The sequence below is a fragment of the Dactylosporangium sp. NBC_01737 genome, from assembly GCF_035963215.1.
GTDB lineage: Bacteria > Actinomycetota > Actinomycetes > Mycobacteriales > Micromonosporaceae > Dactylosporangium.
On record NZ_CP109153.1, the window covers coordinates 2688920 to 2709581 of the forward strand.

General features: G+C 71.4%; 20 protein-coding genes and 1 pseudogene. 11 read left to right on the plus strand and 10 right to left on the minus strand.

All coding sequences use genetic code 11. The features are described 5' to 3' along the window. The first annotated feature begins 42 nt into the window (after positions 1–42). The 5 genes and pseudogenes from OHA72_RS11810 to OHA72_RS11830 all read left to right on the plus strand — a co-directional run bounded on the left by OHA72_RS11810 (position 43) and on the right by OHA72_RS11830 (position 5050). Positions 43–864, plus strand: a complete 822-nt coding sequence (locus tag OHA72_RS11810) for a ribosomal eL19 family protein (protein ID WP_327007884.1) — start codon at positions 43–45, stop codon at positions 862–864. 29 nt (positions 865–893) lie between these two features. After that, a complete protein-coding gene (locus tag OHA72_RS11815; protein ID WP_327007885.1) occupies positions 894–1358 on the plus strand; it encodes a DUF4442 domain-containing protein in 465 nt (154 codons plus the stop codon). An 86-nt stretch (positions 1359–1444) separates the two neighbouring features. Further along, positions 1445–2755 (plus strand): annotated as a pseudogene (locus OHA72_RS11820) (glycoside hydrolase family 3 protein); the annotation flags it as partial. A gap of 11 nt (positions 2756–2766) precedes the next feature. Further along, positions 2767–3486 (plus strand): LppX_LprAFG lipoprotein, encoded by a 720-nt coding sequence (locus OHA72_RS11825; RefSeq protein ID WP_327007887.1) that lies wholly within the window; start codon positions 2767–2769, stop codon positions 3484–3486. A 4-nt stretch (positions 3487–3490) separates the two neighbouring features. Beyond that, the gene (locus OHA72_RS11830) at positions 3491–5050 is read left to right on the plus strand and encodes an MFS transporter (RefSeq protein WP_327007888.1); all 1560 of its coding nucleotides are present in this window, start codon (positions 3491–3493) and stop codon (positions 5048–5050) included. Positions 5051–5229: 179 nt separating this feature from the next. On the opposite strand, the gene OHA72_RS11835 is transcribed toward OHA72_RS11830, so the two are convergent. Both OHA72_RS11835 and OHA72_RS11840 read right to left on the minus strand, forming a co-directional pair. Next, positions 5230–5577 (minus strand): DUF6401 family natural product biosynthesis protein, encoded by a 348-nt coding sequence (locus OHA72_RS11835; RefSeq protein ID WP_327007889.1) that lies wholly within the window; start codon positions 5575–5577, stop codon positions 5230–5232. 65 nt (positions 5578–5642) lie between these two features. Next, positions 5643–5843 (minus strand): PspC domain-containing protein, encoded by a 201-nt coding sequence (locus OHA72_RS11840; protein ID WP_327007890.1) that lies wholly within the window; start codon positions 5841–5843, stop codon positions 5643–5645. A 219-nt stretch (positions 5844–6062) separates the two neighbouring features. Between OHA72_RS11840 and OHA72_RS11845 the strand changes: the two genes are divergently transcribed. Genes OHA72_RS11845 through OHA72_RS11855 form a run of 3 tightly spaced genes read left to right on the plus strand, consistent with a single transcriptional unit; the run spans position 6063 to position 8469 of the window. Further along, positions 6063–6701 carry a CAP domain-containing protein gene (locus OHA72_RS11845; RefSeq protein WP_327007891.1) on the plus strand — a complete coding sequence of 213 codons (639 nt, stop codon included), beginning with the start codon at positions 6063–6065 and terminating at the stop codon, positions 6699–6701. A 19-nt stretch (positions 6702–6720) separates the two neighbouring features. Continuing rightward, positions 6721–7239 (plus strand): DUF3558 domain-containing protein, encoded by a 519-nt coding sequence (locus tag OHA72_RS11850; protein ID WP_327007892.1) that lies wholly within the window; start codon positions 6721–6723, stop codon positions 7237–7239. Positions 7240–7272: 33 nt separating this feature from the next. Further along, complete coding sequence (locus OHA72_RS11855) at positions 7273–8469, plus strand: esterase-like activity of phytase family protein (protein ID WP_327007893.1); 1197 nt, start codon at positions 7273–7275, stop codon at positions 8467–8469. Between the two features lie 4 nt (positions 8470–8473). On the opposite strand, the gene OHA72_RS11860 is transcribed toward OHA72_RS11855, so the two are convergent. Continuing rightward, complete coding sequence (locus OHA72_RS11860; protein ID WP_327007894.1) at positions 8474–8797, minus strand: DUF6401 family natural product biosynthesis protein; 324 nt, start codon at positions 8795–8797, stop codon at positions 8474–8476. 105 nt (positions 8798–8902) lie between these two features. Here OHA72_RS11860 and OHA72_RS11865 point away from each other — a divergent pair, with 105 nt between their 5' ends. Both OHA72_RS11865 and OHA72_RS11870 read left to right on the plus strand, forming a co-directional pair. Next, positions 8903–9352, plus strand: coding sequence for a DUF6328 family protein (locus OHA72_RS11865; protein ID WP_327007895.1), 450 nt, complete (start codon positions 8903–8905; stop codon positions 9350–9352). Positions 9353–9534: 182 nt separating this feature from the next. Continuing rightward, positions 9535–12030 (plus strand): glycoside hydrolase family 9 protein, encoded by a 2496-nt coding sequence (locus tag OHA72_RS11870; protein WP_327011537.1) that lies wholly within the window; start codon positions 9535–9537, stop codon positions 12028–12030. Positions 12031–12100: 70 nt separating this feature from the next. On the opposite strand, the gene OHA72_RS11875 is transcribed toward OHA72_RS11870, so the two are convergent. The 7 genes from OHA72_RS11875 to OHA72_RS11905 are packed head-to-tail and all read right to left on the minus strand — an operon-like array spanning position 12101 to position 19500. After that, positions 12101–12880 carry an SRPBCC family protein gene (locus OHA72_RS11875; protein WP_327007896.1) on the minus strand — a complete coding sequence of 260 codons (780 nt, stop codon included), beginning with the start codon at positions 12878–12880 and terminating at the stop codon, positions 12101–12103. Next, entirely contained in the window at positions 12864–14027 is a 1164-nt protein-coding gene (locus OHA72_RS11880; RefSeq protein WP_327007897.1) for a vWA domain-containing protein, read from the minus strand. The genes OHA72_RS11875 and OHA72_RS11880 overlap by 17 nt, the downstream gene beginning before the upstream one ends. Further along, entirely contained in the window at positions 14014–14877 is an 864-nt protein-coding gene (locus tag OHA72_RS11885; RefSeq protein ID WP_327007898.1) for an AAA family ATPase, read from the minus strand. The genes OHA72_RS11880 and OHA72_RS11885 overlap by 14 nt, the downstream gene beginning before the upstream one ends. Next, a complete protein-coding gene (locus OHA72_RS11890) occupies positions 14877–15791 on the minus strand; it encodes an XdhC family protein (RefSeq protein WP_327007899.1) in 915 nt (304 codons plus the stop codon). Before OHA72_RS11890 ends, OHA72_RS11885 begins: the two co-directional genes overlap by 1 nt. Next, positions 15791–18166 carry an aerobic carbon-monoxide dehydrogenase large subunit gene (locus tag OHA72_RS11895; RefSeq protein WP_327007900.1) on the minus strand — a complete coding sequence of 792 codons (2376 nt, stop codon included), beginning with the start codon at positions 18164–18166 and terminating at the stop codon, positions 15791–15793. Before OHA72_RS11895 ends, OHA72_RS11890 begins: the two co-directional genes overlap by 1 nt. Beyond that, positions 18163–18660, minus strand: a complete 498-nt coding sequence (locus OHA72_RS11900) for a (2Fe-2S)-binding protein (RefSeq protein ID WP_327007901.1) — start codon at positions 18658–18660, stop codon at positions 18163–18165. Before OHA72_RS11900 ends, OHA72_RS11895 begins: the two co-directional genes overlap by 4 nt. A 3-nt stretch (positions 18661–18663) precedes the next feature. After that, complete coding sequence (locus tag OHA72_RS11905; protein WP_327007902.1) at positions 18664–19500, minus strand: FAD binding domain-containing protein; 837 nt, start codon at positions 19498–19500, stop codon at positions 18664–18666. Positions 19501–19662: 162 nt separating this feature from the next. Between OHA72_RS11905 and OHA72_RS11910 the strand changes: the two genes are divergently transcribed. Continuing rightward, positions 19663–20508: a spermidine synthase gene (locus tag OHA72_RS11910; RefSeq protein ID WP_327007903.1), complete on the plus strand. Its 846-nt coding sequence runs from the start codon at positions 19663–19665 to the stop codon at positions 20506–20508. Positions 20509–20662: the final 154 nt, after the last annotated feature.

The following is a 20662-nucleotide window of genomic DNA, read 5'->3' on the forward strand; positions in this document are numbered from 1 at the left end:
ACGGGGCGGTTCTCGGCGCTGAAACTGCCACTGCTGTTCCTGATGACGCTCGCGATCTGCCTGCCGACGCTGTGCCTGTTCAACCTGGTCTTCGGTGCCAGGCTGCAGGTCCGGCAGGCGCTCGCGCTGGTCATGGTCACCATCACGGTGACCGCGGTGCTGTCGCTGGCATTCGCGCCGATCAGCCTGTTCTTCCTGCTCACCGCGTTCAGCTACTCGTTCTACAAGATCCTCAACGTGGCGGTCCTCGCGATGACCGCTTTCGTCGGGCTGAAGTTCCTCACCAGCGGCATGCACGCGCTGAACGCTCACACGGCCACGGCCGCCGCGGCGAAGCGCGAGCAGCAGGAGGCCGAGGAGCGGGCGGTGGCCGCGCTGGCCGTCCCGTCCGCCGACGCGCCGGTGTCGCCGGCACCGACGGGCTCCGAGCAGGACGCGGAGACGGATGAGAGCAGTGCGGCTGTCCCGGCCGCGTCGGTGTCGGCCGGGCCTGCGGCGCAGCCGCAGGTGTCCAACGGCGCGGCTGCGCCGGTCCGGACCGCCGCGCCGGCCGTGCCGGTCTATCCGCCGAAGCAGCCGCTGCTGATGCCGGACGGCCGCTACGCGTATCCGGTGGCTCCGATCGCTCCGCTGGCGCCAGGGTTGCGGCCGGTCGCGGCCGCCGCCACGCTGCCGGCGGGTGAGCGGCCGGCCAGCATGACGCTGCTGCACGTGTGGATCCTGCTCTTCGGCTTCGTCGGCACCCAGCTCGCGTGGACGCTGCGCCCGTTCGTCGGCGAGCCGCACGAGCCGTTCCAGGTGTTCCGGCCGATCGAGGGCAACTTCTACGTCAACATCATCCATACGATCGGTGAGCTGTTCTAAGGCTAGCTACTAGCCGGTAACATCGGCGCATGACCGTTGACCCCCCAACACTTGCCGCCGGCCTGATCGCCGCAGTCCCGTTCGCGCGCACCATCGGTATCGAGATCGCCGACGTGCGCGTGGACGGTGACGACATCACCGCCACCGCCACGCTCCCCGACGAGGAGCGACTGCACAACCACGTTGCCGGGCCGCACGCCGGCGCCATCTTCACGCTCGCCGAGACCGCTTCCGGCGCCGTGGTCATGGCCGCGTTCGGCGAGCACCTCGCGCTCGGCACCCCGCTCGCGGTGCGATCGGACATCGCGTACCGCAAACTCGCCGTCGGACCCGTCCAGGCTGTCGCCCGCCTGGGCCGGCCGGTGCGCGACGTCCTCGCCGAGCTCGCCGCCGGTGAGCGCCCCGAGTTTCCCGTCGCGGTCGAGGTCACGAGGGCGGACGGCGCCGTGACCACCGAGATGACGGTCGTCTGGACCATTCGTCCACATCGATGACAGTGCCGTTAACTACTGGAAGGTTTCTTGACTATTACTGAGATGTGATGTGACCATTCTCGCCAGGCGCGAAGGGTGGTTGACGCATGGACGCAAGCACGGGGGACGACCTGGTCAGCATGGCGAATGCCGTGCTCCAGCCAGGATTCGTGGGCAAGGAGCCCCCACCGTGGGTCCGCCGCCGCCTTGCCGAAGGGCTCGGCGGCGTCGTTCTCTTTGCGCGCAACGTCGTCGACCGTGACCAGGTGGCCGAGCTGACCGCGGCGCTGCGCGCCGAGCGCCCCGACATCATCGTCGCCATCGACGAGGAGGCCGGCGACGTCACCCGCATCGACGCGCACAACGGCAGCCCGTGGCCCGGCAACCTCGCCCTCGGCGCCATCGACGACACCGCCCTGACCCGGGAGGTCGCCTGCCACATCGGCCGCGACCTGGCCTCGGTCGGCATCACGTTCGACTACGCGCCCGACGCCGACGTCAACTCCGACCCCAACAACCCGGTCATCGGCTCGCGCGCGTTCGGCGCCGAGCCCGACCGCGTCGCCCGGCACACCGCCGCGTGGGTCACCGGCCTGCAGGAGGCCGGGGTCGCCGCCTGCGCCAAGCACTTCCCCGGGCACGGCAACACCAGCGTCGACTCGCACCTGGACGTGCCGATCATCAAGGCCGGACGGCCCGAGCTCGACGCGACCGAGCTGGTGCCGTTCCGCGCCGCCATCGCCGCCGGCGTGCAGGCCGTCATGAGCGCCCATCTGCGCGTCCCGGCCCTCGACCCGGACCTGCCGGCGACCCTCAGCCGGCGGATCATGACCGAGCTGCTCCGCGACGAGCTCGGCTTCCAGGGCCTGATCGTCACCGACGGCATCGAGATGCGGGCCATCTCCGACCGCTTCGGCTTCGCCCACGCCACCGTCCTGGCCCTGGCCGCCGGCGCCGACGCGATCTGCGTCGGCGGCGACCACGCCGACGAGGACACCGCCAACCTGCTGCGCGACGCCATCGTCGCGGCCGTGCGCTCCGGCGAGCTGGCCGAGTCGCGGCTCGCCGACGCGGCCGCCCGGGTTGCCCGGCTCGCCGCCTGGTCCGCCGCCGCGCCGCGGGTACCGCTGGATCCGAAGGCGGCCGCACTCGGGCTGACCGCGGCCCGCCGGGCGCTGCGGATCACGGCACCGGACGCCAGTTTCCCGCTCGCCGGTCCGGCGTACGTGATCGAGTTCCAGCCGGAGCTCAACCTCGCGATCGCCCCGGAGACCCCGTGGGGCCTCATCGCGCCGCTCGCGGAGCTGGTGCCGGGCACGTCCGGGGTGCGCCTGTCCTCCGAGGCGGGGCTGCCCGACGCGTTGCAGTCCTCCCTCGGCCGGCCGCTGCTGCTGGTGGTGCGCGACCCGCACCGGTACAGCATGCCGGTATGTCCCGCACCCGCGCTCTGCTGGCCGGCGCCACGGCCGCCGCTCTGCTCCTCGTCACCCTGACCGGCTGCACCAGCAAGTCCGAAGAGGGCGAGGCCGGGAAGGCGGATCCCAACCTGCCGGCCGCTGACGGCCTGCTCAAGGAGTCCGCCACCGCGATGGGCGGGATCAAGTCGGCGAAGTTCCTCATCACCGCCGACGGCACCATCGCCGGCGTCGCCCTCAAGCGCGCCGAGGGCGTGCTGACCAAGGAGGGCAACGCACAGGGCACCGCGCAGGTCGAGCAGATGGGCGCGACGGTCGAGCTGGCGTTCACCATCGTGGGACAGACCATGTGGCTGAAGGGCCCCACCGGCGACTACCAGCAGCTGCCGCTCGCCCTCGCCGCCTCCGTGTATGACCCGTCGGCGATCCTCGACCCCAACCGCGGCATCGCCAAGGTCCTCGGCACCGCCACCGACGGCAAGACCGAGGCCACGGAGTCCGTCGACGGTCAGGAGACCTACCGGGTCGCCGCCAACTCCTCCTCGGAGACCCTGGTCAACGTGGTGCCCGGGGTGACCGGCTCGGTGCCCGGGAAGTTCTGGATCGCCAAGGACGGCAAGAAGCTGCTGAAGGCCGCGTGGACCCTGCCCGCCGTCGGCGAGGCCAAGGGCGGCACGGTCACCGTGACGTTCAAGGAGTTCGACGCCGCGGTCACCATCACCGCGCCGAAGTAGTCCGATGACGTCGACGCAGCCCACGAGCGCCGCCACCGCCGTGCAGGCCACGGCCGGCGGCGGCCCGCGGCGGCGGCTCGCCATCAGCGTCGCCGGCGTGGCGGTGCTGCTCGCCGCGCTCGACGCCTACGTGGTCGTCGGTGTCCTCACCGACATCATGGACTCGCTGCACATCGCCGACACCAGGCTGGAGCGGGTCACCCCGGTCGTGACCGGCTTCCTGCTGGGCTATGTGGCCGGCATGCCGCTGCTCGGCTCGCTGTCGGACCGCTTCGGCCGCCGGGCGCTGCTGGTGGCGAGCCTGCTGGGCTTCGGTGCCGGCTCCGCGCTGACCGCCGCCTCCGGCAGCGAGATCTGGCTGCTCACCGGCGGGCGCACCCTGCAGGGCATCGCCGGCGGTGCGCTGCTGCCCGTCACCGTCGCCCTGGTCAGCGACCTGTGGCCGGACCGCGGCCGGCACCTCGTCCTGGGCAACATCGGCGCGGCCCAGGAGCTCGGCAGCGTCCTCGGCCCGCTGTACGGGGTCGCTGTCGCCGGCCTCCTCGGCACCTGGCGCGGCATTTTCTGGGTCAACCTGCCGCTCGTCGCCGTCGCGATCGTCCTCGTCTGGCGTGCCGTGCCGGGCGGCCCGCCCACCGCCACGGCGCCGCGCAGGACCGACGTCGTCGGCGGGCTGCTGCTCGCGGTGGTCCTCGGCGCCGTCGTCGTCGCGCTCTACAACCCCGAACCCGAGCGGTCCGTCCTGCCCTCGTGGGGCTGGCCCGTCCTCGCCGGCGCCGCCGCCGTGACGGTGCTGTTCGTGCTCTGGGAGCGCCGCGCACGGACCAGGCTGCTGGACCTCACCGGCGCCGCGAAGGGTCCGTTCTTCGCGGCGCTCATCGCGAGCTGGTGCGCCGGCGTGGCACTCATGGTGACGCTGGTCGACGTCGAACTGGTCGCACAGACCCTGCTCGGCAAGGGCGGCGTCGAGGCGACCCTGGTCCTGACCCGCTTCCTGGTGGCGCTGCCGGTCGGCGCCGTCCTCGGCGGGCTGCTCCTGCGCTCCGGCCGGCTCGGCGAGCGGATCGTCACCGTCGGCGGCCTGCTGCTCGCGGCGCTCGCATATGTGCTCATCGCCGGCTGGCCCACCGACGTGCTCGCGGCCCGGTATGCGGGCGTCCTGCCCCGGCTGGACGCCGACCTGGCGCTCGCCGGCCTGGGCCTGGGCCTGGTCATCGCGCCGCTGTCCGCGGCGGCGCTGCGCGCGACCCCGCCACCACAGCACGGCGTGGCCTCGTCGGCCGTCGTGGTGGCGCGGACGATGGGCATGCTGATCGGCGTCGCCGCGCTGACCGCGTGGGGGCTGCACCGGTTCCACTCGCTGACGGCCCGGCTGGACTTCCCGCTGGTGTTCGGCAAGCCGGCCGATGAGCAGAAGCGGCTGATGACGGCGTATGCGGACGCGCTGCAGTCCGCGCTGCGCACCGAGTATCGGGAGATCTTCCTGATCACGGCCGCGGTGTGTCTGGCGGGTGCGGTGGCGGCGATGTTCCTCGGGCCGGCCCGGCGCCTCGGGGATTCCTGAGCCGCTGGGAGTGGTGCCGGTCCTCGGGGCCCATGGTCCAGTGCCGTCGGGCGCATCATGCGGTGCGGCAACACCGTCGCTGGTCCAGACGAAGGATGACGGCCGGTCGGGCCGTTTGCCCGCGCTTCGGACGGCGAGCTTTGTCCCTCGCTCATGATCGACGGACGGCGGTGGTCGTTCTAGAGATGGCCGCCTGCTCTGGCCAGGGAGCAGATGGCGATCAGGCGGATGGTCGGCCACTCGGCCTTCGACCAGTCCAGCTCTGAGGTGGGCGGGAGCTGCCACTGGGCCTCGATCAGCGTGTCGCGGACGCCGGTGGCGTAGCTGGCCAGGGCGATGGCGTTCGGGCCGCGCTCCGGGTCGCCCAGGGCGTCGCGGACCGAGGCGGCGTGCTGGTCGACCACGGACTGGAGGCCGGGGGACCCGGCGGCGGCCGCCAGGCCGGACTCGCCGAGCCAGGTCATCAACCCGTTGAGGGTCGAGCGGGCGGCAGTGTGACGGGTGGCTTCGGCGAGGTCTTTGAACATGCCTCCGAGTTCGACCGGCCGGTCGGCCGGTTGACCGGTGAACCCGGAGCGCACCCGTGCGGACCTCAGTTGTAACTGCGCGAGCTCGACTCGTCGGGCATCAGGACCCACAGCACGATGTAGGCCACGAACTGCGGCCCCGGCAGCAGGCACGAGATGACGAAGATGAGCCGCATGACATTGGGCGACATGCCGAACCGGCGGGCGAGGCCGGAGCAGACGCCGGCGATCCAACGGTTGTCCCTGGGCCTGACCAGTCTGGACATTGCTGCTCCTTCAATCGGTGTGTAGCTCAACGGTATGGATGCCCGGGGGCGCTGCCCTCCAACCTTTGACCGAACTTCCACGGTCGGTCCACTAGGGACCCACCCGCACGGGTAGCCGGCCGGTTGCCGAGTGTTGCGGGGTGGTTGACCTGCTTACGAGGGCTGTGAGCCGCCCGATACCAACTGCGTCAAAGCTCACCGACGGAAGGCTTCCTCATCGTGACCCGGTTCCCTCGCCGTGCCACCATCCTCGCCGCCGTGCTGCTCGCGGCCCCCCTCGGCTTCACGCTCACCGCCACCGCCGCGACGGCCGCCCCCGCCGCCGCACAGGCCGTCACCACCGCCGGTCACGCGGTCGCGGTCGCGGACGTCGCCGCGGCGGTGTCCAAGAAGAAGAAAAAGAAGAAGAAGGCCGCCAAGAAGCCGGCCACCACCAAGCCGGCCACGCCGGTGACCACGAAGCCGGTGGAGAGCGGCTCGCTGGAGTCGGAGGTCGTGGCGCTGACCAACACCTACCGCACGGCGAACGGCTGCGGCGCGCTGCGCATCGACGCCCGGCTGGTCACCGCCGCCCGCGGGCACAGCACCGACATGGTGACGAACAACTTCTTCAGCCACACCGGATCCAACGGCAGCACGTTCGTGCAGCGTGAGGCCGGTGCCGGGTACACCACCGGGGCGTCGGCGGAGAACATCGCGTGGGGCTACCGCTCGCCGAAGGAGGTCGTCGACGGCTGGATCAACAGCGCCGGGCACCGCGCCAACATCCTCAACTGTGCCAGCGTCGCGGTCGGTGTCGGGCTCGCGTACAAGGCCGACGGGACGCCGTACTGGACCCAGGACTTCGGCCGCGTCTGAAACCCTGTACAAACACTGTGTGACCCTACGCAGAGCCGTGCTGTCGGCGGGCGTCCTGTTGGCGCTCGCCGGCTGCGGCGGCGGCAAGCCAGGACAGGCCCAGCCGGCGGAGACGAAACGCAACGGCGCGCTCTACGACGCCGTGGACGTGTGTGGCCTCGCCACCGACGACCAGCTCAAGGCGGCGCTCGGCGAGGCGCCCGGCGCCAAGGAGCGCCGCGACACCGACTCGCTCAAGGCGTGCTCGATCGACGGCACCTCCGGCAACTTCTACCTGTTCGTGGTGCTGGTCCGCCCGTCGATGGGCGCCGCGCAGCAAGTCGACTACGACAAGAAGACGGCGACGGACGCGAAGAGCATCGACGCGACGACCTACTCGTCCACCGGCACCGGCGAGGCGCACGTGGAGACCGCCAGCGGCGAGCTGGTCGTGCGGGTGTCGCTGGTGTATTACCAGGACGGCGGCAGCATCACCGACGCGCCGGCCGTCGTCGCGCGGCTGCAAACCCTTCTCGGGGCCATCACCAAGAAAACGTGACCGGTTCATCCGGGGCTCTTAACGTCGCGGCCCATGAGGAATCTCAGACGAGCCGGTGTCGGCGCGGGTGTCGGTGTACTGACGCTGGCCCTCGCCGCACCCAGCGCCGCCGCGCACAACGGGCACGACACCTTCGGCCGTGCCACCCTGACCGGCTTTGCCGCGCTGCCGGCGGCCACGTTCGTCTCCGCCAGCGACCCGTCCGGCTCGCTGCTGGGCGGCACGCCGTCCAACGGCATCACCCCGCCGTTCGCGGACCAGCCGATCCAGGGCTTCAGCGGCATCGTCCGCAACGGTGACGGCACGTTCGAGGTGCTGTCCGACAACGGGTACGGCAACAAGGCCAACAGCGCCGACTTCGTGCTGCGCATCCAGCGGGTCGCGCCGGACTACGGCAACCACACCGTGGACGTGGTCGGCGGGATCAACCTCACCGACCCCAACAGCTTCGTGCCGTTCGCGCTGACCCGGCCCGACCGGGTGCTGACCGGCTCCGACTTCGACGTCGAGTCGATCCAGCGGGGCAAGGACGGCACCTACTGGATCGGCGACGAGTTCGGCCCGTACCTGCTGCACTTCGACCGGGCCGGCCGGCTGCTGCAGGCGCCGATCCCCCTGGACGGCGTGCGCGCGCCGGAGAACCCGGCGGGCAACCCGAACCTGAACAGCAGCAAGGGCTTCGAAGGGCTGGCGCAGTCGCCGGACGGGCGGAAGCTGTACGCGCTGCTGGAGGGCGTCGTCGCCGGTGACGCGGCCGGCGGGTTGCGGCTCAACGAGTTCGACGTCGCCTCGGGGCAGTACACGGGCAAGCGCTGGATCTACCAGCTGGAGGACCCGGCGAACGCGATCGGCGACGCCATTGCCGTGGACGAGGACCGCTTCCTCATCATCGAGCGCGACAACGGCCAGGGCGCGACCGCGAAGTTCAAGCGGATCTACCTGGCCGACAAGCGGGACCGCAACCGCGACGGCAAGCTCGACAAGACCCTCGTCGCGGACCTGATGAACATCGCCGACCCGCGCCGGCTCGGCGGGACCGCTGAGACGTTCACGTTCCCGTTCCAGACCATCGAGGACGTCGTCATCCTCGACGACCGCACGCTCGGCGTGGTCAACGACAACAACTTCCCGTTCTCCAACGGGCGCACCCCCGGCAAGGCCGACGACAACGAGTTCATCACCATCCGGCTGACGGACCCGCTGCACGCGGACAAGCGCTTCCTGAAGTAACCCTTCAGGAAGGGATCAGCGAACAGACCGCCAACAGGCGGAGCATCGCCCAGGTCGGGCGGGACCAGTCGTCAAGGGTCTCGCCCGCATCCCGGGCGGCGTCGCGGATCGCCGCCGCGTAGCCGGCGAGGGCCACCGGGTCGAGCAGCGTGCCGCCGAGGGACTCCCTGATCGCGGCGGCGTGCTGGTCGACCCGCGCCAGCAGGTCGGGCCGGGCGGACACCGCCACGCGGCCCGGTCGCCCCACGGCGGCCGCGAGCTCGGTCAGTCCGGCCCGGGCGATCCACGCGCGTCGACCGGATGTCAACTCATCGAAGGGTGCGCTCACCCTCGCGACCATAAGCCCAGCATGCAACCGGTCGCAGCCCCGACGCGCCGGGTTTGGACCGATCGCCAAGTTCGACCTGCCGGCCCGTTGGGTACATGAACCCGCATGGCCGATCGCGACGAGACCCCGGATGAGCGTTTCGACCGCAACTGGAATGAATTGCTCCAGGAGCTGCGGGTCGCGCAGACCGGTGTCCAGATCCTGTTCGCGTTCCTGCTGACGATCCCGTTCAACCAGCGCTTCGAGCAGATCACCGACGTGCAGCGGGCCACGTACATCGTGACGCTGCTGCTCACCGCCCTGGCCACGCTGTGCCTGATCGCCCCGGTCAGCCACCACCGGATCCTGTTCCGTCGCGGCCGCAAGAAGGAACTGGTCGACGCGAGCAGCACCCTGGCCGGGGTCGGGCTGGCGTTCCTGTGGCTGTCGGTCATCGGCGCGGTGTTCCTGGTCTTCGAGGTCGTGGTCGCCGCGTCGTGGGCGATCGCCGTCGCCGCCGCGCTCGGTGTTGCTTTCATCGCCGTCTGGTACGTGTTTCCTTCGCTGAAGCGCTGATCAGGTTCCCCCTCACCGCGACGCTGATCAGGCCCTGAGTGGCCAAGGGCGGTTTTGAGTATTGACACTCCATGTGCCTTGGGCCACAGTGGGAGCGCTCCCAATTCCCTTCCGCCACAAGGGGTGTCTGTGTGAAGCGCAAACTTTCGCTCGCCTTAGTAGCGGCGGTGCTGGTCGTGCCGATGACCGCGTCCGCCGCATTCGCCGATCCCGCCGAACAGCTCGTCAACGGCACCTTCGACAGCGGCACCGACCCGTGGTGGTGGACCGGCAACGCGCCGGGCGCCGTCGTGGACGGCAAGCTGTGCGCGACGATTCCCGCCGGGACCACCAACCCGTGGGACGCGATCATCGGGCAGAACGCGGTCAAGCTGCAGGCCGGTGAGTCCTACAAGCTGGCGTTCACCGCCAGCGCCACCACGCCCGTGACCATCCGCGCAAACGTCCAGCTCGCGGCGCCGCCGTACACCCAGGAGCTCTCCGCGGCGCCGGCACTCACCACCACGCCGCAGGCCTATAGCTACACCTTCACCGCGGCCGCCGACACCGACGCGGGGCAGGTAGCGTTCCAGGTCGGCGGCAGCCCCGTCGCCTGGACGCTGTGTCTCGACGACATCTCGCTGCAGGGAGGTGCGCCGCCGCCCGTGTACGTCCCGGACACCGGCCCGCGGGTGCGGGTCAACCAGGTGGGTTACCTCACCAACGGCCCGAAGGCCGCCACCGTCGTCACCGAGGCGACCGCGGCCCTGCCGTGGCAGCTGCGCAACGCCGGCGGCGCGGTCGTCGCCACCGGCACGACCACCCCCGCCGGCGTCGACGCGACGTCCGGCCAGAACGTCCAGACGGCCGACTTCGGCTCGTACCGGGTCGCGGGCACCGGCTACACGCTCACCGCGGACGGCGAGACCAGCGTGCCGTTCGACATCGGCGTCAACGCCGCCTACGAGAAGCTGCGCGCCGACTCGCTGTCGTGGTACTACACGCAGCGCAGCGGCATCGAGATCCTCGACAGCATCGCCCCCGGATACGCCCGCGCCGCCGGTCACCTGGGCGTCGCGCCGAACCAGGGCGACACCGACGTACCGTGCCAGCCCGGCGTGTGCGACTACCGCCTCGACGTGCGCGGCGGCTGGTACGACGCCGGCGACCACGGCAAGTACGTCGTCAACGGCGGCATCTCCGTGTACCAGTTGCTGAGCACCTTCGAGCGGACCAAGGTCGCCGCCGGCGCCCGCGCGGACAAGCTCGGCGACGGGTCGCTGCGCATCCCCGAGCACGGCAACAAGGTGCCCGACGTGCTGGACGAGGCCCGCTGGGAACTCGAGTTCATGCTGCGCATGCAGGTGCCGACCGGCAAGCCCCTGGCCGGCATGGTCCACCACAAGGTGCACGACGCGGCCTGGACCGGCCTGCCGCTCGACCCGGCCGCCGACCCGCAGCCGCGGGAGCTGCACGCCCCGTCGACGGCCGCGACGCTCAACCTCGCCGCCACCGCCGCTCAGGGCGCCCGGCTCTTCCAGCCCTACGACAAGGCGTTCGCGGCGCGGCTGCTCGCGGCGGCGAAGACCGCCTACGCGGCGGCGCTGGCCAACCCGGCCCGCTACGCCCTGGTCACGGACGGGACCGGCGGCGGCGCGTACGACGACGACAACGTCACCGACGAGTTCTACTGGGCCGCGGCGGAGCTGTTCATCAGCACCGGCGAGAAGGCCTACAAGGACGCGGTCGTGGCGTCGCCGTGGCACACCGCCGACGTGTTCCGCCCGGAGGGCTTCGACTGGAAGTTCACCGCGACGGCCGGCCGGCTCGACCTGGCGACCGTGCCCAACGCGCTGCCCGACCGGGCGCGGGTGCGGCAGTCCGTTGTGGACGGTGCCCGCGGCTACCTGAACACGCTGCGTGGCAACGCCTACAACATCGCCTACAACCCGTCCAACGGGAAGTTCGACTGGGGCTCCAACGGCCTCATCGTGAACAACCTGGTCGTGGTCGCCACCGCGTACGACATCAGCGGCGACACCGCGTTCCGCGACGGGGTCGCGACGGGCATCGACTACATCCTCGGCCGCAACGCGCTCAACCAGTCCTACGTGACCGGCTACGGCGAGCGGAACTCGCACAACCAGCACTCGCGGATGTACGCACACCAGCTCAACCCGGCGCTGCCCAACCCGCCGGCCGGTTCGCTGTCGGGCGGCCCGAACTCCTCGATCCAGGACCCGGTCGCGTCGAAGATCCTGCCGGGCTGCAAGCCGCAGTTCTGCTACCTGGACGAGATCGAGTCGTGGTCGACGAACGAGATCACCATCAACTGGAACTCGGCCCTGTCGTGGGTGTCGTCGTTCCTGGCGGACCAGGGTGAGGGCGGCGCGGTCGCGAAGTCGCCGTGCACCGTGAGCTACACCAAGGTCCTGGACCTCGGCGGCGTGTACATCGCCTCCGTGACGGTCCGCAACACGTCCCGCACGACGCTGTCGAACTGGACGCTGGGCTTCGCCTACACCGGCACGCAGAAGGTCGACCTCGCGGTGAACGGCACCGCGACGCAGACCGGCGCGTCGGTGCAGGTCAAGCCGTGGCAGAGCCGGCTGAAGCCGGGTGAGTCGACGACGATCCTGCTCGTCGGCACGGTGCAGTGGGGGCCGAACGCGGCCCCGGCGATCTTCACCTGCGGCTGACTTCGGGGCCGCACGGATGGGGTGAGGGAACGATGGGCACCGGCCGCGACCCGGCCGGTGCCCATCACCGTCAGACCAGCCAGATGACCAGGGCGACGATCACCGCGATGAGGACGACGACCGGGATCGCGATCTTGATGATGTTGGTGGTACCGGCGGTCTCCAGGAGGTTGACGGGCTCGGCCTCCGGCCCTTCGATGACGCGGACGGCCTGCTGGGCGGGCGCAGTCGTGGCGCCGTTCGCGTCGGGGACGGCGGCGGTCGGCAGGATCGCCGCGACCTCCTCGACCTGCTCGGCGGCGGCGGGCTGAGCGGCGGGTTCCACAGCGGCGGCGGGTTCCGCGGCGGTGGCGGGCTCCACGGCGGCGGGCGCCGCAGCGGTGGCAGGCTCCGCGGCGGCGGGCTCCGTGGCGGCGAGCTGCGCCTCCAGGTTGGTGACGAACTGGCCCAGCAGGCGGGTGCTGATGTCGCCGATCGTGCTGCGGCCCATCTGCGCCAGGGGACCCGCGATCGTCAGATCCGTCTCCACGGTGACCTTCGTGGCGTCGCCCTCGGCTGCCAGCACCGCCGTGACGAGCGCGGACGCGCGCCCCTTGCCGGACGCGTCCCGGCCGCGGGCGTCGATGACCGCGCGGTGGGCGGCGGCGTCGCGCTCCTTGAACGTGGCCACGCCCGAGAACTGCGCGGTCATCGGTCCGACCTTCACCTTGACCTTGCCGTGGTACTCGTCGCCCTGCACGGAGGTGAGCTGGGCGCCGGGCATGCACGGCGCGATCCGCTCCAGGTCGGTGAGCACCGCCCAGGTCTCGTCGAGGGGACGGCGGACGACGAACTCATTGGTGAGCAACATGACGGGCACCTTCTTTGAGGGCGGTGATGAGGGGTTCCAGAGCGGTGAGGGAGTGTGCGCTGACCACCGCGTCGCAGTAGGGCCACGCGGCGGCCATGCCACCGACCAGAGGCCGGTAACGGGGGCTCTGAGTACGCGGGTTGACCCACACGATGCGGTGGGCGAGGCGGGACAGCCGGGCCATCTCGACGCCGACCTGCGCCGGGTCGCCGGTCTCCCAGCCATCGGAGACGATGAGGACGACCGCGCCGCGGGCCATCCCGCGGCGGCCGTAGCCGTCGTTGAATGCTTTCAACGCGGCGCCGATGCGGGTGCCGCCGGACCAGTCGGGGGCGGCCTGCCCGGCGCGGGCGAGGGCGACGGCCGGGCGGGTGCGGGCGAGGACCTTCGTCAGGCGGGTCAGCCTGGTCGCGAAGGTGAACACCTCGGCGCGGGAGGTGCCGGCCGCGCAGTACAGCAGCTGCAGCATGGCCCTGGCGTAGGGCTCCATCGATCCGGAGATGTCGCAGAGCGCGACGAGGCGCCGCGGGCGCAGGCGCGGTTCGCGGCGCACCAGCCGCAGCGGGTGCCCGCCGGTGCGCCTGGCCCGGCGCAGCGTGGCGCGCAGGTCGACGGCGCTGCCGTGCGCCTTCGCGGCCATGCGGCGGGTCCGGCGCAGCGGGGTGGCCACCGCGAGCCGATGCATCAGGTCCGTCAGTTCGGTGAGCTCTTCAGGGGTCAGGGTGGCGAAGTCCCGCGACGCGAGGCGTTCCGCGGCGCTGCCCACGGTCGCGATCGGGATCTCGATCTCACGCGACGAGGACCCGGGCGACGAGGACGTGGACGGCGGGCCGGCGGACGGGGTGCCGCCGGACCTGGTCGTGGTGGTGGAGGTGCCGGTGGCGTTGGGGTCGCCGCGGAAGTCGGCCGGGTCGTCGGCGTAGCCGCGGAAGACGGCGTCGAAGATCCGGTCGAGGATCTCGAACTGCTCCGGGTGGCAGGTCAGGGTGGCCCGGGCGCAACGGTGCAGCTCGGCGGTCGTGGTCGGGCGCAGCAGGGTGACGGCGCGGGCGAAGCGTTCGCTGCGGTCCGGGCCGACGGGCAGACCCGCGTCGTGCAGGGCCGCGCCGAACGCGGCGATCAGCCCGGCTAAGTCACCTCTCGACAAGGTCCGCCAGTCCCGTGCCACGGGCCAGCTCCTCGTCTTCGCGGTATTTCAGCACCGCGCCGAGGGTCGCGTCGGCGGACTTCCCGTCCAGCGGCAGGCCCAGCAGGCGCAGCGCGTTGGCCCAGCTGATCGCCTCGGCGACACCGGGGGGTTTGGTGAGGTCCAGGCCGCGCAGCCGCGACACCGCACCGGCGACCTGGGCCGCCAGGAGCTCATCGGCGCCCGGCACCCGCTGCCGGATGATGGCCGCGACCCGGTGCGCGTCGGGGTAGCCGATCCAGTGGTACAAGCAGCGCCGCAGCAGCGCGTCGTGCAGGTCGCGGGTCCGGTTGCTGGTGAGCACGACGACCGGCGGCACGACGGCGGTGCGCGTCCCCAGTTCGGGGATGGTCACCGACCCCTCCGCCAGGAGCTCGAACAGGAACGCCTCGAACTCGTCGTCGGCCCGGTCGACCTCGTCGATGAGCAGCACCGCCGGGCGCGGACCGGGGTGTTCGATCGCGGCGAGCAGCGGCCGGCGCAGCAGGTACTCGGGGGCGAACAGGTCCGCCTCCTGGGGCACCTGGCCGCGGGCCTCGGCGAGGCGGATCCCGAGCAGCTGGCGGGGGTAGTTCCACTCGTAGAGGGCCTCGGCGGCGCTGAGCCCCTCGTAGCACTGCAGCCGGATCAGCGGCGTGTCCAGCGCGGCGGCGAGGGCGCCCGCGGCGGCGGTCTTGCCGACCCCGGGCTCCCCCTCCAGCAGGATCGGCTGCCCGAGACGCACCGACAGGTACAGGGCCGTGGCGAGGCTCTGGTCGGCGAGGTACCCCTGCCCCGAGAGGCCGTCGACCAGCTCCTCGACCGACTCCATCACAGGTACCGGGCCGGGTTGTCGATGAACGCCCGCCGGCAGCCGGAGCCGCAGAAGTAGTACATGGTGCCCTCGTGCTCGTACTGCAGCGCGTCCGGCGAGATCGCCACGTCCATGGCGCACACGACGTCCTTGGCCACCGCCACCTGCGACACGGGCGCGGGCGTGGGTGTCTGGAGCAGCGGAAGGTCGATGCGGCCGGGGGGCGGGGCGGTCTGGCGGGTTCGCTTGGAGATGACCTCCGCGAGGATGGACAGCGCGATCTCCGGCGCGGTCCGGGCGCCGATGTCCATGCCGGCCGGCGCGTGGATGCGCGCCTTCTGCAGCGCCGTCAGCTGCAGCTCGTCGAGGACGGCGGCGGCCCGCTTCCGGCTGGCGACCAGCGCGATGTAGGGCACGTCCGCCTTCACGGCCGCGGTGAGCACCTCGACCTCGTCGCGCCCGTGCGAGGCGACGACGACCGCCGAGGCGTCCAGCGGCAGCGTGGAAGCGGGTCCGCGGACCCCTTCCCAGCCGACCGCCCGCGCCACGTCGACCATCGCGCGGGCGACGGGAGCCTCGCCGTGGACGTACACCAGCGGCGCCGGAATCATCGTCTCCAGGAAGATCTCCAGGGTCCCGCCCGACAGGCACGGATTCGTGACCGTCAGCAGACCCTCCCGCTCGTCGTCGTCGCCGCTGGGCGTGATCCGCAGCAGCGTCGACTCGCCCGTCTCCAGCAGCCGCAGCCCCTGGAGACGGACGGTGGACTCGGCGCAGGTGCCGCCGACGAACCCCTCCATCGTGCCGTCCGGCAGCACGAGGGCGCGGTCGCCGGTCTTGGCGCTGGTGGGTCGCTCGGCGCGGACCACGGTGGCCAGGACGAACGGGGTGCGGTCCGCGCGCAACCGGTCGGCGCGATGGAGGAGGTCCATTACTGAATCGCCATATCTGTGCGGATCGGGCGGCCCTGAGCGGCGCGCCACACGTTGGACGGGGTGAGCGGCATGTCGGCGTGCCGCACCCCGAAGGGCTTCAGCGCGTCGAGGACCGCGTTGACCACGGCGGCCGGCGAACCGACGGTCGCGGACTCACCGACGCCCTTGGCGCCGATCGGGTGGTGCGGCGACGGCGTGACCGTCTCGCCGAGCTCCCACGACGGGCACTCGAGCGAGGTGGGCAGCAGGTAGTCCATGAGCGAGGCGCCGAGGTGGTTGCCGTCCTCATCGAACGCCATGAGCTGCATGAGCGCCATGCCGATGCCGTCGGCCAGACCGCCGTGCACCTGGCCCTCGACGATCATCGGGTTGATCCGCACGCCGCAGTCGTCGACCGCGATGAACCGGCGGACCTTGACCTGGCCGGTGGCCGGGTCGACGTCGACGACGCAGATGTACGCGCCGAACGGGTAGGTCAGGTTCGGCGGGTTGTAGACCGTCGTCGCGTCCAGGTGGCCCTCGACGCCCTCGGGCAGCTCCAGGCTGGAGTGCGAGGCCATGGCGATCTCCTGGATCGTCTTGGCCTGGTCGGGGTCGCCCTTGACGAAGAACTTCCCCTTCTCCCACTCCAGGTCGTCCGGGGACACCTCGAGCATCGCCGACGCCACGATCCTCGCCCGGTCACGGACCTTGCGGGCCACGATCGCGGTCGCCGCGCCCGACACCGGGGTGGAGCGGGAGCCGTAGGTGCCGAGGCCGAACGGCGTGTTGTCGGTGTCGCCGTGCACGACGTCGATGTCGTCGGGGGAGATGCCGAGCTCCTCCGCGACGATCTGCGCGAAGGTCGTCTCGTGCCCCTGCCCCTGGGTCTGCACCGACAGGCGCAGCACCGCCTTGCCGGTCGGGTGGACCCGCAGCTCGGCGCCGTCGGCCATGCCCAGGCCGAGGATGTCCATGTGCTTGCGCGGGCCGGCGCCGACACCCTCGGTGAAGAAGCTGATGCCGATGCCCATGTACTCGCCGCGCTGGAGCTTCTCGGCCTGCTCGACCCGCAGCTTCTCGTACTCGACCATGTCCATGGCCAGGCGCAGCGCCTTCGGGTAGTCGCCCGAGTCGTACTCCCAGCCGGTCGGCGTGGTGTACGGGAACTGCGCCGGCTGGAGCAGGTTCTTCATCCGCAGCTCGGCCGGGTCCATCTTCAGCTCGAAGGCGAGCACGTCGATCATGCGCTCGACCAGGTACGCGGCCTCGGTGATCCGGAACGAGCAGGCGTACGCGACGCCGCCGGGTGCCTTGTTGGTGTAGACGCCCTTGACGTTGCAGGACGCCGCCTCCAGGTCGTAGGACCCGGTGAAGATGTGGAAGAAGCCGGCCGGGAACTTGGTCGGCTGGGCCGTGCCGTTGAACGCGCCGTGGTCGGCGAGCACGTCGACGCGCAGCGCCTTGATCTTGCCGTCGCGGGTCGCCGCGATCTCGCCGCGCATGTGGTAGTCGCGGGCGAACGCGGTGGCGGTCAGGTGCTCGTTGCGGTCCTCCATCCACTTCACCGGCTTGCCGGTGACGATGGAGCCGACGATCGCCAGGACGTAGCCGGGGTAGATGCCGACCTTGCCGCCGAAGCCGCCGCCGATGTCGGGGGAGATGACCCGGATCTTGTGCTCCGGCAGGCCCGCGACGAGGGCGTAGACCGTCCGGTGCGCGTGCGGCGCCTGGGTGGTCGAGTAGATCGTCAGCTTGCCGGTGACCTTGTCGAAGTCGGCGACCGCGCCGCACGTCTCCAGCGGGGACGGGTGCACCCGGGGGTACAGGATGTCCTCCGCGACGACGACCTCGGCCTCGGCGAAGACCGCGTCGGTCTTCTCCTTGTCACCGGCGGACCAGTCGAAGATGTGGTTGTCGGTCTTGCCTTCCTTGTCGTCCCGGATGACCGGGGCGCCAGGGGCGAGCGCCTGCTTCGCGTCGGCGACGACCGGTAGCGGCTCGTATTCGACCTCGATGAGCTCCAGGGCGTCGCGCGCGATGTAGTGGTTGTCCGCGACGACGAACGCGACCTCCTGGTTCTGGAAGCGGACCTTGTCGGTCGCGAGCACCGCCTGGGTGTCGTAGGACAGGGTCGGCATCCAGGCGAGGCTGAGCGTCTCCAGGACCGCGCCGGTGATGACGGCCTTGACGCCGGGCAGCGCCTCCGCCGCGCTGGTGTCGATCGAGACGATCTTCGCGTGGGCGTACGGGCTGCGCAGGAACGACCCGTGCAGCATGCCCGGCAGGTTGACGTCGTCGACGTAGTTGCCCTTGCCCCGCACGAACCGCGCGTCTTCCTTGCGGTGCATGCGGCCGAAGCCCATGGGGGTGGGGTTCTCGGTCACCGTCATGACGTCACCTCCGCTTTCTCCGAAGCCTTCTGCGCGGCCTCGTGCTCCGCGGCCCAGCGGACCGAGCGGACGATGTTCTCGTAGCCCGTGCACCGGCAGATCTGCCCGGAGATCGCCTCACGGATCTCGTGCTCCGACGGGTCGGGGTTCTTGTCGAGCAGGCAGCGGGCGGTGAGCATCATGCCGGGGGTGCAGAAGCCGCACTGCAGGCCGTGGCACTGGACGAAGCCCTGCTGGACCGGGTCCAGCCCGTCGGCGCGCTCCATGCCCTCGACGGTGCCGACCTGCTTGCCGTCGGCCATCACGGCCAGGACGGTGCAGGACTTGACCGGCACGCCGTCGAGGGTCACCGTACACACGCCGCAGTTGGATGTGTCGCAGCCCCAGTGCGTCCCGGTGAGGCCCAGCTCGTTGCGCAGGAAGTGCACCAGCAGCAGCCGGGGCTCCACGTCGCGGGTGTGGCTCTCGCCGTTCACCGTCACGGTGATCTGCATGGTTCAGGCCTCCTGACCCCGTGCGCGGGCGGCCGCGGCGCGCAACGCGCGCACAGTCAGCTCGCCGGCGAGGTGCCGCTTGTAGTCGACCGGTCCGCGCTGGTCGGCGACCGGGTTGCTGGCTGCCGCGGCGATGCGTCCCGCCTCGGCGAAGCTCTCCTCGGTGGCGGGCTTGCCGACCAGGTACGCCTCGGCCTCGGCGGCCCGGAAGTGCTCGGCGCCCACGGCGGCCAGGCCGATGCCGACCTTGCTGATGCTGCCGTCGCCGTCCGACCAGAGCGCGGCGCCGGCCGCGGCGACCGCCCAGTCACCGACGCGACGCTCGACCTTGACGTACGCGGACCCGCCACCCGGGCGGATCGGCACGCGCACCTCGGTGAGCAGCTCGCCGGCCTCGACGACCGTCTCGTACGGGCCGACGTGGAACTCGGTCAGCGGCACGGTACGCGACCCCCGCGCACCCTGGATCACCACCGAGGCGTCGACGGCGGCGAACGCCGCGGAGAGGTCCTCGGCCGGGTCCGCCTGGCACAGCGAGCCGCCGATGGTGCCGCGGTTGCGCACGATCGGGTCGGCGATCACCCGCTCCGCGTCGCGGAAGATGCGGTAGTGCTCCTCGACCAGCGCCGAGTCGAGCAGTTCGGCGTGCCGGGTCAGCGCACCGATCCGCAGCTCACCGCCCTCGACCCTGATGTAGGACAGCTCGCCGACGTCGTTGATGTCGATCAGCGCCGTGGGTCGGGCCAGGCGCAGCTTCATCATCGGGATCAGGCTGTGACCGCCGGCGATGACGCGGGCGTCCTCGCCCCACTGAGCCAGCAGGTCCAACGTCTGACTCACCGTCGTTGCCTTTGCATATTCAAATGCGGCGGGTACTTGCATCGCGCCTCCGCGTGAGGAGTTCGTTCGGGCTCCAACGGGAGAATGTTCGTCCTAAAGGCGACATTGGACAACACCCGTTGACAAAAATTCTTCACACACCGTGTCACTACGGTTGGAGTCATGGGTCGACAGAAGCGCGCGGGCGGCATCGTCGAGGAGATCGACGGCGGCGTCGCCGAGCTGCACCCCGACGACGGACGGCCGGGCCGGTGGACGCTGCTCGTCGACGGGTACCCGCAGTCCGCCGTCGACCTGGAGGATCCCCGGCGGCTCGACTTCGAGTACATGCGCCGCCTGGCCTCGATCGTCGACGGTGTCGCACCGGCCGGCGCCCCGCTGTCGGTGCTGCACCTCGGCGGCGGCGCCCTGACGATGGCCCGCTACGTCGCCGCGACCCGGCCCGGCTCCTCGCAGCGGGTGGTCGAGCTCGACGCGGCGCTCATCGCGCTGGTGCGGCGGGTACTGCCGCTGCCGCGCAACGCCGACATCCGGGTCCGCGCCATGGACGCCCGCGCCGCGGTGGAGTCGATGTCCGGTGGGCGCTTCGATCTCATTGTCGCCGATGTGTACCGCGGTGCCCGGGTGCCCGCGCACCTGACGTCGCTGGAGTTCCTGACCGCCGCGTCGAAGCTGCTGCGTCCCGGCGGGGTGTACACCGCGAACCTGGCCGACGGCACCGGCCTGGCGTTCGCCCGGGGGCAGGTCGCGACGCTGCGGCGGCTGTACGCCGACGTGTGCCTGCTCGCCGAGCCGTCCGTCCTGCGCGGCCGGCGGTTCGGCAACGTCATCCTGGCCGCGTCGTCGGCGCCGCTGCCGGTCGCCGGCCTCGCCCGGGCCGGCGCCGCGGACCCGTTCCCGGCCCGCCTCGTCCACGGCGAGGACCTCGACCGCCTGGTCGCCGGCGCCCGGGTGGTTACCGATGCGATCGCCACCCAGTCACCGGCACCCCCCGGCGGGATCTTTTAGCTGTTCCTGGCTCCGTCGGCTTCGCCGGCGGTTCCGTGGAGGGCTGCGCCTCCCCACACCCCCCATGCTCGCTGCGCTCCCACTCAAGGCTGTTCCTGGCTCCGTCGGCTTCGCCGGCGGTTCCGTGGAGGGCTGTGCCTCCCCACACCCCCCA